This is a genomic window from Mesorhizobium sp. M7A.F.Ca.CA.003.01.2.1 (assembly GCF_003998945.1).
GTDB classification, from domain to species: Bacteria; Pseudomonadota; Alphaproteobacteria; order Rhizobiales; family Rhizobiaceae; genus Mesorhizobium; species Mesorhizobium ciceri.
The window spans coordinates 1-11,031 of the sequence record NZ_RZRA01000054.1; the positions used below are offsets into that span (position 1 = coordinate 1).

The window sequence follows — 11,031 nt, forward strand, 5'->3', positions numbered from 1 at the left end:
GCAGCAGACCGAGCAGGCGCCGGCCGAACAGGCAGCACCCGCAGGGGAACAGCAGCCGCGCAGGAAGAAGCGTGATCAGCAGCAGCAGACCGAGCAGACGCCGGCCGAACAGGTCGCGCCGGCCAACGACAATCAGCCCGGCGAGCAGGCCCAGCCGCGCAAGAAGAACAGGCAGGATCAGCAAGCCCAACCTGAAGTCGCCCCGACGCCGAAGGAAGCTCCCGCTGGAGAGGCGACGGCCCCTGCCGGCGAGCAGCCGGCGGCCCAAGGCGAGCAGCCCCAGGACACGACGAAGAAGCACGGCAGGAAACCTGTTGGCGAGCAGCCGGCGACGGCCGAACAACCCACCACCGGCGAACAACCGGCCAATGGTCAGACGGCAGCACCGGCACAGGGCGAAAACCCGGTGCAAGGCGAAGCACCGGCCGATCCAAACGCCGCTCCCATCCTGGACAGCCAGAAGGACGTCGAGCGCAGGGGCGGCGGCCGCAAACGTGGCGACAAGAATGCTCAGCAGGATGGCGAGCAGCAGAATGGCGGGCAAAATGCCCAGCAAGGTGGCGATCAGGGCCGCAAGCCGGTGGCTGCTCCCGTCGACCAGGGTCCGCCGCCCACCGACGACAGGGCCGCACAGCAGGAGATCAAGCCCGAGAAGATCGTCCCGGTGACCGAGGAGAAGGGCACGCGCGTAGAGCGTGCGCCCGATGAGATCGCCCGCGATCGTCGGCGTCCGAAAGGCGTCGACGTCGTCAGGAAACTCGGCGATCGCGTCATCCTACAGTTCAACAACCAGACATTTGTCCAGAGCAATGACGCCCCGCGCGTCACCCGCGGTGCCAAAGAAGTCTACTATGAGGATCTGTCGGGCGATCGCACCCGGGAAATCGTCGAGCGTGACAACGGTGTCCGGATCGTCACCATCCGCAACCGCTATGGCGACGTTATCCAGCGTTCGCGCATCGCGCCGGATGGACGCGAATATGTGCTGAGCTATGTCGACGAGCGGCACTATCAAGATGACAGCGACTGGCGTGATCCCGGCGACGACCTGCCGCCGATGCGGCTGACCATCCCGCGCCGGGAATACATTCTCGATTCCGAGGACGTCGAGAGCCCCGATGACTACTACGAGTTCCTCGAACAGCCCCCGGTCGAGAAGGTCCAGCGCCTCTATTCGATCGACGAGGTCAAGCGTTCGGCCCGCGTGCGCGACATCGCACGTCGCGTCGATCTCGACACGCTCAACTTCGAATTCGGTTCGGCCTCCATCTCCGACACCGAGGTGCAGAAGCTCGAGGGCGTAGCGACGGCCATGGAGAAGCTGTTGAAGAAGAACCCGGCCGAGACCTTCCTGATCGAAGGTCACACCGACGCGGTCGGCACACCGGAGGCTAACCTCGCTCTTTCCGATCGCCGTGCGGAAGCGGTGGCGGAGGCTCTGACCAATGCCTTCGGCATCCCGCCGGAAAACCTGACGACACAGGGCTATGGCGAGGAGTATCTGAAGGTCAACACGGCGGCGCCCAACCGCGAGAACCGCCGCGTCGCCATCCGCCGCATCACCTCGCTGGTGGCACCGGTCGCCAGCAACAATTAGGTCATGATTTCAAAATCATGACCCGGTTTGTGGAATCGGCAAGAGAAGCATCCACCCCCGGCACAGCCGGGGGTGGATGGATGTGCGGGGTTCAACAAGAATTGTACGGGCGTTAGACACGGCTCATTGAATCGCGAGCGCAGCCACCCCAGATTCGGTGCTGGGCGTTCCCTGCCCCGTCCCGACTCCAGCGGGACGCATTGAGCCCCGCCGGACTTTGTTCGGCGGGGTTTTTTGTCTTGCAAACGGTGGCGGCCTCGTCGAATACGGCCATTGTCTGAGAGATCAACCCGCCGGAATCATCCCATGAAGCGTCTCGAACTCGCCATCGAATCGATCATTCTCGCTTCACGCTGGCTGCTCGTCGTTTTCTATATAGGCCTGGCCCTGGCATTGGCCGTCTATGCGCTGTCCTTCGGCAAGAAGCTCTATGAGTTCATTAGCCTGGCGTTCACGCTCGGTGACACCGACACCATCCTGAAGATGCTCGGCTTGATCGATGCCGCGCTGGTTGCCTCGCTGGTGGTGATGGTCATCATCTCGGGCTACGAGAATTTCGTCAGCCGCTTCGACGACCAGGACGGCGGTGTGCACTGGCTGGGCACCATCGATGTCGGTTCGCTGAAGGTCAAGGTTGCCTCGACCATCGTCGCCATCTCGTCGATCCACCTCTTGCAGGTGTTCTTGAACTCATCGTCCTACACGACCGACCAGTTGATGTGGCTGACCATCATCCATCTCGCCTTCGTCGTCTCGGCGCTCATGCTCGCCTATATCGACCGGCTGATGGGCCTGAGCAAAGGCAAGAAGGACGAGGCGTGAGCCTGCGCCCGCCGGACGTTGAATCAATCCCGCAGGAACGATGCCCTACCGCCTTGTTCGAGCAGGGCTTTCCCTGCGGGTGGCGAAGGGCTTGGCTCGACGCCCGTCGCGTCAAAACAAAGAGCTCTAGTAAATATTCCTGATCTTGCTGTCCGTGCGGGCAAACACCTCGTCGGGGACAAAAAAGTCGCCGGCCAGCGGCCCGGTCGCATCAGGCGCATAGATCGAGAAATCGCTGACGCCCTCGGCGCGCAGCACCTCTTCGTCGATGTAGAAGTTGCCAGTCGCTTCGCGCGCCGGCCGCATAAAGATGGCATGCGCAGCATCGGCCATGATGTCGGGCAAACGGCTCATTGCCGCCACCGTCGCGCCGCCCAGCAGATTGCGCACGGCTGCCGTGTCGATGGTCGAAATCGGCCACAGTGAATTGACGGCGATGCCGTCCTTGGCGAACTCGGCGCTCATGCCCAGCGTGCACATCGACATGCCGAACTTGGCCATCGTGTAGGCGACATGGTTCTTGAACCACTTGGCCTTCATGTCGAGCGGCGGTGCCAGATTCAGGATGTGAGGATTGCTGGCCAACTTCAGGTGCGGAATGCACATTTTGGACACCAGGAAGGTGCCGCGCGTGTTGATCTGATGCATCAGGTCGTAGCGCTTCATGTCGGTTTCCAGCGTGCCGGTGAGCTGGATGGCGCTGGCATTGTTGACGCAGATATCGATGCCGCCGAACTTTTCCACGGTCCTGGCGACCGCCTCGGCCACCTGTGCCTCTTCACGGATGTCGCACAGCACGGGCAGCGCCTTGCCGCCGGCCTGCTCGATCTCTTCTGCCGCGCTATAGATTGTGCCGGGCAGCTTCGGATGCGGTTCGGCGGTTTTGGCCGCGATCGTCACATTGGCGCCGTCGCGCGCCGCGCGCAGCGCGATCGCCAGCCCGATGCCGCGCGATCCGCCGGAGATGAACAGCGTCTTTCCCTTGAGCGACATTTCCTTGCGCCTCCCTTGCAACACGTCAGACGCGAAGCTTTGCGCGGCGGGCGACCACAGCGCAAGACCCGACACGCCGGACACCGCGTTACGCAGCGTAGGGTTTATGACTAAACCAGCACCAGCCCCTGCCGCATCGCAGTGGCAATCGCGTCGGTGCGGTTGGCGGCACCGAGCTTGATCAGGATTGCGGCGACATGGAACTTCGCGGTGTGCACGGAAATGTTCAGCCGCCGCGCGATCACCTTGTTGGGTGCGCCCTCGGCCAGCAGCGCCAGCACTTCCGCCTCGCGCGGCGACAGCGAAGGACGGACGGCATGCTCGTCGGAGGCTTCATCTTCGAACGGCTCGCCATCGCCAGTATGGAAATCCTCATGGCGTCCGGTTCTGCGCTCGCCCGATACCCGATAGCCGGCCGCCGCCAGCCGCGCCGCCGCAGCGATCAACAAATCGTCCGCGCCCGTTTGGAGGACGGCCAACACCTCGCCCGCGGGCCGTTCGCCAGCGCGTCCCGATAGCAGAACCCGGGGAATGGCGGCCGGCACGGCACCGCCGCTGCTGTCGTCAACGATGGCGACGTCAGCCCTGCCGGCCACCACCGGCAGCAGGTCATCGCTCGCGGCCAGCGAGGCCGCCAAGCGCTCGGCGCGCGACGCATCGCCAAGCGCAATCAGCACCACCAGCCGCCGCGAGACGGCACCGTCATGCATGATCCGGTCGCTGGTGAGCGTGTCCATCACTCCTCTCAGGAAAGCGGCTTTTCGCCGATGGTCAGCCCGACATCGCGCTGTTCGCCGCCGCGCACCACGCCGAGCGTCACCGAAGCGCCCGCACTGTCTGGTCCGAGCCTGCGGATCAGGTCGCGCGGGCCATGCACCGCCTCACCGTTCCACGCCACGATGATATCGCCGAGAGAGAGACCGGCGGCCTTGGCGGGACCATCGTCATCGAGGCTCATCACCATCGCGCCATGCGCGTCGCGGTCGCGTACCGGATGCAGGCCGGCGCCGAGATAACCGCGCGCGACATGGCCCTTTTCGCGCAGCGTCGCAACCGCCCGCTCGATCGTCTCGTAAGGCATGACCAGCGCCCGGTGGCGCGGCCCGAACAGCAGCATGCCGATCAGCGCACCCTTGGCGTCGAGAACCGGGCCGCCCTCGAAACGGCCGCCGGCACCGACGGCCAGATTGATGCGCCGGTCGATGGTGCCGCCGCGCATCGAGCGCCAGGCCGGACCGACTTCGCCTACCGAGCCCGAAACGGCCAGAGCCGACCCGTTGCTATTGCCGATGGCGATGGCAATGTTGCCTGGCCGCACCGCGTCAGCCCTGGCCAACGGCACGGCGTTGATGGCCGTAGCCGGCTTCAGCAGGGCAACGCCAGTCGACGGATCGCGGCCGACCAGTTCTGCCTTCACCGCCTCACCCGAGGCCAGCGTCAGTTCGATCTCCTCGCCGGCCTCGACAGCCTCCTCGGCGGTGACGAAATAACCGTCACGCCAGTGGAAGGCGCTTGCCGTGCGGTGATGATGCGTGGCGAAGCCAGCCGTTGCCGCTGCCGCCTGGGCGGCGAGATCGGCGATGGCTTGCGAAAACGCACTCAGATTGAAATCGCTCATATTGGTCTCCTGGGTTCATCCATGCCCCAGATATCGCTCGACAGCGCGTTCAGAGGTACTCGCCTGAAGGCTAGTTGCCGGTTTGACTGGCCATCTGGTCAGGTCGCGGCGGTTCCAGCCGCTCCGCACATATAGTGCGTGTCGCCCAAAAGTGCTCAGCGGTTTTGGGACAACGACGCGCACAGGAAAAAAATCATCCTTTCGCCCGAAAAATACGGAGCCCTTCCATGGCCCTCGCCGCAGCCAAATTCGAACCTGACGATACATTGCTCGACGCATATTCGACGACCGTTGCGGACGCCGTCGACCGCATCGGCCCGGCCGTCTGCCGCATCGAACGCGTCGGCGGCCAGGGCGGTCACGGCTCCGGCTTCGTCATCGCGCCGGACGGACTGGTCGTCACCAATTTCCACGTCGTCGGCGATGCCAGGACAGTGCGCGTCTCGATGCCGGACGGCGCCTCCCGCGAAGGCCGCGTGCTCGGCCGCGATCCCGACACCGACATCGCGCTGGTGCGCGCCGACGGCAGCTTTGCCGATGTCGCACCGCTCGCCGATTCCAAGCGGCTGCGGCGCGGCCAGATCGCCATCGCCATCGGCAATCCGCTCGGCTTTGAATGGACCGTCACCTCCGGCGTCGTCTCGGCGCTCGGCCGCTCCATGCGCGCCTCGACCGGCCGGCTGATCGACGACGTCATCCAGACCGACGCAGCGCTCAACCCCGGCAATTCCGGCGGGCCGCTGGTTTCGTCGGCCGGCGAGGTGATCGGCGTCAACACCGCCATGATCCATGGCGCGCAGGGCATCGCCTTCGCTGTCGCCTCCAACACCGCCAATTTCGTCATTTCGGAGATCATCCGCTTCGGCCGTGTCCGCCGCGCCTTCATCGGCGTCTCGGCCGACACTGCCAGTTTGCCGCGCCGCGCCGCCCTGTTGTCGCAAGTCTCGACCAGCACGGCGGTTCGCCTGCGCAGCGTCGAGAAGGACGGCCCGGCGGCCAAGGCCGGCCTGAAAGAAGGCGACATCATCGCCGCCATCGACGGCCGTCCTGTCACCGGCGTCGACGACCTGGTGCGCATGCTCGACGCCGAACGCATCGGCCGCGAGACGCTGTGCACCGTCGTGCGCCGCACCGGTGTCAGCCAGGTGACGGTGACGCCGGTGGCAAGGGCCAGTTGAGGCGGGCGCTCAGGCTCCCGCCACCCCTTCCGCATACTGCGCCAGAAACGCCTCGCTCGGCGGGATCGGCTTGATGACGTCGATCAGCACGCCATTGGGGTCCTTGGTGATGAAATGGCGCTGGCCGAAGGGCTCGTCGCGCAGCGAGCGCAGGATCGGCAGGCCGGCGGCGACGACGCGCTCATAGACAGCGTCCGGGTCGCGAACCTCGAAATTGATCAGCAGGCCCGAAGCGCGGCCCCGCCCCTCTTCCGGGATGGTCTCATGGTCGCCCTGGACGATGCCGAGATTGACTCTTCTGTCCTCCCCCGATTGCAGATGCACATACCAGTCGCTTTCGAACAGGGGCTGGAAGCGGAAATGCTTCACATAAAAGGCCGCCGTGCCGGCGACGTCGCCGGTCATCAGCACCGGGTAATAGCTCGTGGTCTTCATCTTTCCTTCTCCCGTCAATTAACATACAGTCTGCATGTAAACCGAATTAACATACAGGCTGCATGTATGCAACAAGATTTCGCGCGTCGTTCCAACCGCGACCGCACCGAAGCCACGCGCGCCCACCTGATTGCCGCGGCGCGAAAGCTGTTCACGGAGAAATCCTATTCCGAGACCGGCACGCCGGAGATCGTCGCCGCCGCCGGCGTGACGCGCGGCGCGCTCTACCATCATTTTGCCGACAAGCAGGCACTGTTTGCTGCCGTGGTCGAGCAGGAGGCGGCAGCGGTCGCCGAGGAGATCGAGCGCGCCTCGCCGCCATCGCTGTTTGCCCATGACGCGCTGATTGCCGGCTCCGACGCCTATCTCGCCGCCATGCGCGCGCCCGGACGCACGCGGCTGCTGCTGCTCGACGGCCCGGCCGTGCTTGGCCGCGCCGCCATGGACGCGATCGACAATCGCCACGGCAACCGCTCTCTGCGCGAAGGGCTGGTCGCGGCGATGCGGGCGCAGACGATGACGAGATTGCCGGCCGACGCGCTGACAGCACTGCTCGGCTCCGCCTGCGACCGTGCCGCCCTGGCCATCGAGGCCGGCGCCTCAGCGCAAGATTACCGCGCCGTGCTCATGGCGCTGATCGATGGGCTGTCTCGTGCTCCTCATCCGGCACCTCGCCCGGTTCGAACTCGTTGAAGCAGCCGAGCTGGCGCTTGAACTGGTCGATCAGCCAGGCCGCCGCCGGCTTCGGGCTGCGATCGCTGCGATGCATGGCAAACAGCGGCGAGCTCACCTCCCTGAAGGATTCGAGGTCGATCTCGACCAGCCGGCCGCTCGCCAGGTCGTCTGATATCAGCCAGCGCGGCAGCCCGCCCCAGCCCAGCCCCTCGCGCATCAGCATATGCTTGGTGCGCACATCCGTCAGCCGCCAGGTACGGTAGGCATAGACGCCGAAGTCGCGCCCCTTGGTGCGCTCCGACTGGTCGGTGACGACAAGTTGGGTGTGTTCGCGCGCATCCTCGATCGCCACCGGTTTCGGCAGCAAGGCCAGCGGGTGGGTGGGCGCGGCGGCCAGCACGATCGACATGAAGCCGATGCGCACAAGGTTCACGTCGACATCGCCCAGCAGGCCGCCAATGCCAAGGTCGGCCTGACCGCTGACGACATGGTCGGGGATCAGGCCGAGCGTGCCGATGTGCAGCCGCAGCATCACGGTCGGAAACTGCGCCTCGAATGCCTTCAGCACCCGAACCAGCACCGGTGACGGCAGCGTCGCGTCGACCGACAGCGCGACCTCGGCCTCGAGCCCCTGGTGGTGGCCGTCGACGCGCGAGCGGATGCGCTGCAGCACGCCGATCATGCGCCGTGCGTCCTCCAGCATTGCCCGGCCGATCTCCGTCAATTGCGGCTCGCGCGTGCCCTCGCGCTCGAACAGTTTCAGCCCAAGCTGCGCCTCGAGATTGGCGATGCCGTAGCTGATGACGGACTGTGCCCGGTTGAGCTTGCGGCCGGCGGCCGAGAAGCTGCCGGCTTCGGCGACTGTCACAAAGATCTGAAGTTGATCGAGCGTCGGGTTGGGCTGCATCGTTATATCCAACTTATGGATGGATCGTATAGAAAATATACCAGTTTATTGAATGGATCGAAAGCCCCATATCTGGCGGGACAAATCATTCCAACCGCTGGAGAGAGCCCAAAATGTCCATTCTTCTTGTCACTTCGAGCCCGCGCGGCGCTGCCTCGCATTCGACCCGCATCGCCACCGAATTCGCCGAAAAGCTCGTCGCCGCCGATCCGTCGAACACGCTCGTCGTGCGCGACCTCGTCGCCAATCCGTTGCCGCACATCGATGCCGACTATGCGACGGGCATCTATACCCCGGCCGAAGCGCGCACCCCGCGCCAGGCTGAAGTCGTCGGCGTCTCCGATGTCGTGCTCGACGAGCTATTCGCCGCCGACACGGTGATCCTGGCCACCGGCTTCATCAACTTCAACATCTCCTCGACCCTGAAGTCATGGGTCGACCACATCTCCCGCTCCGGCAAGAGCTTTGCCTATGGCGAGAACGGCCCCAAGGGTCTGGTCACCGGCAAGAAGGTCTATATCGTGCTGGCTTCCGGCGGCATCTATTCGGAAGGTGCGGCCGTGCAGTTCGATCACGCCATTCCCTACCTGCGTGGCGTGCTCGGCTTCCTCGGCATGACCGATGTCGATGTCATCCGCATCGAAGGTGTCGGCATGGGCCCTGACGCGGTGACAGCAGCGCTCGCCAAGGCGACCGCCAAGGTCGACGCCGTCGTGGCCGCCAGCCGGGACGTCGCGGCTGCCGCATAAGGCGCTGCGGCCACCCACCCGAAATTGAAAAAGGCAGGCGCGTACGCGCCTGCCTTTTTCTTGGCGGCGCGACAAAGTTACGTGTGGAAAATGGATGTATTGCGTTGGATAAATTGCAGCGCAACGCCATTGGTTATTCTGCTGTTCTGCGTTATCGGTCGCCGATGTTCCTTTCCGTCGCTACAACGCAACGTCCGGCCACAGATCTCGGCTTCTTGCTGCACAAGCACCCCGAACGTCTGCACGAGACTGACCTATCCTTCGGCAAGGCTTGGCTGTTCTATCCGGAAGCGACCGACGAGCGTTGCGAGGCCGTACTTCTGCTAGACGTCGACCCTATAGGGCTAGTGCGAGGCAAGGGGCAGGCAGAAGGCTTGTTGGACCAGTATGTGAACGACCGCCCGTATGCGGCATCGTCCTTCCTGTCAGTGGCATTGAATAAGGCGCTGCGAACCGCGATGACCGGCATATCAAAGGAACGCCAGCAACTGGCCGACAGCGACCTGCCGCTCGAAACCGTGGTGACCCCGCTGCCGATGCGCGGCGGCGAGGCTCTCGTGCGGGGTCTGTTCGAACCCTTGGGATGGTCCGTTGACCTGACACCGATCGAAACTATTGGATCCAACACAGGCGGCCCCCGATACGGTCATCTTAGGCTGACCGGCACCGGCCGGCTAAGCAGCCTGCTCAATCACCTCTATGTCCTGATCCCGGTGATGGACGACGCCAAGCACTACTGGGTTGGCGAGGCCGAGATCGACAAGCTGCTGTCCAAAGGCGAAGGCTGGCTGGAAAACCACCCAGCCAAAGACCTAATCGTGCGCCGTTATCTGCGCAACCGGGGTGCGTTGGCCCGCATCGCCCTAGAGCGACTGGCTCCCGAGACGGCTGGTGAGGCCCTGCCTCCCGAAGCCCGGATTGCGCCCGAGGAAGCGCTCGAGGCGCCCATCCGACTGAATGACCTGCGCATGGACGCAGTGGTCCGAGCCATCCGCGCGACCGGCGCGACCAGTATTGCAGATCTGGGATGCGGCGAAGGCAAGCTTCTCTATCGGCTCGTGCGCGAACGATGGGTCCACAAGATGTTCGGACTCGACCCTGCCGTTCGTGAGCTGGAACGGGCTGCCAAGCGTCTCAAGCTGAACGAGTTCGGCGGACCGCCCGAAGGCCGTGTCACGCTGATGCATGGATCGCTGACATATCGCGACAGCCGCTGGGCAGAAGCTGATGTTGCCGTGTTGGTGGAGGTCATCGAGCATCTCGACGAAGACAGATTGCCCCTAATCGAACGTGTTGTCTTCGGCGAGACGGCGCCCAAAACCGTGATCGTGACCACGCCCAACGCCGATTATAACGCCTTGTTTCCCAATCTGGCTCCCGGCGCCTTTCGCCATCCGGATCACCGTTTCGAATGGAGCCGCGTTCGGTTTGAAGCCTGGGCGGCCCGGATCGGCAAGGCCTATGGCTACAGCGCCGCATTCAGCGACATCGGAGCCGTGCACCCAGTCCTGGGGGCGCCGACACAGATGGCGGTGTTCACCCGATGAGAGAGCCCGACAAGACCGATCTCGCCATCCCTGACTTCGCCCTGGTCGTGCTGATCGGATCGACGGGATCAGGCAAGTCGACCTTCGCCGCCAGGCACTTCCTGCCGACAGAAATCATCTCCTCGGATCGCTGCCGCGCGCTAGTCAGCGACAACGAGACTGATCAGGATGTCTCGGCAGATGCCTTCGATTTGGCGCGCGAGATTGCCAGCAAACGGCTCAAGTATCGCAAGCTGGCCGTCATCGATGCCACCAACGTGCGAGCCGCTGACCGCAAGGCCTGGATCGAACTTGCGCGCAAGTGGCACACCTTGCCGGTCGCCGTGGTCATCGATCCAGGTGTCGACGTCTGCGTCGCTCGCAACGCGTTGCGACCCGACCGGCCGTTCGGCGCCGGCGTGGTCCAGCGCATGACCACCGAAATTCGCAAGGGCCTCGGCGGGCTGCAACGCGAAGGTTTCCGCCAGGTCTGGAAGCTTACCAGCGAGGCCAGTATCGACACCGCCAGGG

Annotated in this window: 12 protein-coding genes; 7 read left to right on the forward strand and 5 right to left on the reverse strand. The window is 64.3% G+C overall.

Features of this window, described 5'->3' with window-relative positions:
- Together EN969_RS04325 and EN969_RS04330 are read left to right on the forward strand one after the other, a co-directional pair.
- The coding region (locus tag EN969_RS04325) for an OmpA family protein (protein ID WP_245467411.1) at nt 1-1,597 on the forward strand (1,597 nt) is incomplete at its 5' end.
- A gap of 306 nt (nt 1,598-1,903) precedes the next feature.
- Entirely contained in the window at nt 1,904-2,419 is a 516-nt protein-coding gene (locus EN969_RS04330; protein ID WP_013530171.1) for a TIGR00645 family protein, read from the forward strand.
- A 126-nt stretch (nt 2,420-2,545) separates the two neighbouring features.
- Here the strand turns inward: EN969_RS04330 and EN969_RS04335 are convergent, their stop codons facing one another.
- The 3 genes from EN969_RS04335 to EN969_RS04345 form a co-directional block, all read right to left on the reverse strand.
- Entirely contained in the window at nt 2,546-3,412 is an 867-nt protein-coding gene (locus EN969_RS04335; RefSeq protein ID WP_013530170.1) for an NAD(P)-dependent oxidoreductase, read from the reverse strand.
- Between the two features lie 110 nt (nt 3,413-3,522).
- Nucleotides 3,523-4,149: a helix-turn-helix transcriptional regulator gene (locus EN969_RS04340; protein WP_063168767.1), complete on the reverse strand. Its 627-nt coding sequence runs from the start codon at nt 4,147-4,149 to the stop codon at nt 3,523-3,525.
- A gap of 8 nt (nt 4,150-4,157) precedes the next feature.
- Nucleotides 4,158-5,030, reverse strand: a complete 873-nt coding sequence (locus EN969_RS04345) for a S1C family serine protease (RefSeq protein ID WP_063168768.1) — start codon at nt 5,028-5,030, stop codon at nt 4,158-4,160.
- 227 nt (nt 5,031-5,257) lie between these two features.
- Here EN969_RS04345 and EN969_RS04350 point away from each other — a divergent pair, with 227 nt between their 5' ends.
- The gene (locus EN969_RS04350; RefSeq protein WP_013530167.1) at nt 5,258-6,208 is read left to right on the forward strand and encodes a trypsin-like peptidase domain-containing protein; all 951 of its coding nucleotides are present in this window, start codon (nt 5,258-5,260) and stop codon (nt 6,206-6,208) included.
- 9 nt (nt 6,209-6,217) lie between these two features.
- On the opposite strand, the gene EN969_RS04355 is transcribed toward EN969_RS04350, so the two are convergent.
- Entirely contained in the window at nt 6,218-6,643 is a 426-nt protein-coding gene (locus EN969_RS04355; protein ID WP_013530166.1) for a VOC family protein, read from the reverse strand.
- 66 nt (nt 6,644-6,709) lie between these two features.
- On the opposite strand from EN969_RS04355, the gene EN969_RS04360 reads away from it, so the two are divergent.
- Nucleotides 6,710-7,336, forward strand: coding sequence for a TetR/AcrR family transcriptional regulator (locus EN969_RS04360; protein ID WP_063168769.1), 627 nt, complete (start codon nt 6,710-6,712; stop codon nt 7,334-7,336).
- Here the strand turns inward: EN969_RS04360 and EN969_RS04365 are convergent.
- Nucleotides 7,269-8,225: a LysR family transcriptional regulator gene (locus EN969_RS04365; protein ID WP_024505493.1), complete on the reverse strand. Its 957-nt coding sequence runs from the start codon at nt 8,223-8,225 to the stop codon at nt 7,269-7,271. The genes EN969_RS04360 and EN969_RS04365 overlap by 68 nt on opposite strands.
- Nucleotides 8,226-8,338: 113 nt before the next feature.
- On the opposite strand from EN969_RS04365, the gene EN969_RS04370 reads away from it, so the two are divergent.
- The 3 genes from EN969_RS04370 to EN969_RS04380 all read left to right on the forward strand — a co-directional run.
- Complete coding sequence (locus EN969_RS04370) at nt 8,339-8,974, forward strand: FMN-dependent NADH-azoreductase (protein WP_024505492.1); 636 nt, start codon at nt 8,339-8,341, stop codon at nt 8,972-8,974.
- Between the two features lie 104 nt (nt 8,975-9,078).
- A complete protein-coding gene (locus tag EN969_RS04375) occupies nt 9,079-10,521 on the forward strand; it encodes a 3' terminal RNA ribose 2'-O-methyltransferase Hen1 (RefSeq protein ID WP_244514334.1) in 1,443 nt (480 codons plus the stop codon).
- A partial coding sequence (locus EN969_RS04380; protein WP_164758144.1) for an AAA family ATPase occupies nt 10,518-11,031 on the forward strand: 514 nt, incomplete at its 3' end. The genes EN969_RS04375 and EN969_RS04380, both read left to right, overlap by 4 nt.

Bases quoted from the DNA above. Each gene is read 5' to 3' on its own strand.
- EN969_RS04360 (WP_063168769.1), top strand. From the start codon at position 6,710: ATGCAACAAGATTTCGCGCGTCGTTCCAACCGCGACCGCACCGAAGCC.
- EN969_RS04335 (WP_013530170.1), bottom strand. From the start codon at position 3,412: ATGTCGCTCAAGGGAAAGACGCTGTTCATCTCCGGCGGATCGCGCGGC.
- EN969_RS04350 (WP_013530167.1), top strand. From the start codon at position 5,258: ATGGCCCTCGCCGCAGCCAAATTCGAACCTGACGATACATTGCTCGAC.
- EN969_RS04355 (WP_013530166.1), bottom strand. From the start codon at position 6,643: ATGAAGACCACGAGCTATTACCCGGTGCTGATGACCGGCGACGTCGCC.
- EN969_RS04365 (WP_024505493.1), bottom strand. From the start codon at position 8,225: ATGCAGCCCAACCCGACGCTCGATCAACTTCAGATCTTTGTGACAGTC.
- EN969_RS04345 (WP_063168768.1), bottom strand. From the start codon at position 5,030: ATGAGCGATTTCAATCTGAGTGCGTTTTCGCAAGCCATCGCCGATCTC.
- EN969_RS04330 (WP_013530171.1), top strand. From the start codon at position 1,904: ATGAAGCGTCTCGAACTCGCCATCGAATCGATCATTCTCGCTTCACGC.
- EN969_RS04340 (WP_063168767.1), bottom strand. From the start codon at position 4,149: ATGGACACGCTCACCAGCGACCGGATCATGCATGACGGTGCCGTCTCG.
- EN969_RS04370 (WP_024505492.1), top strand. From the start codon at position 8,339: ATGTCCATTCTTCTTGTCACTTCGAGCCCGCGCGGCGCTGCCTCGCAT.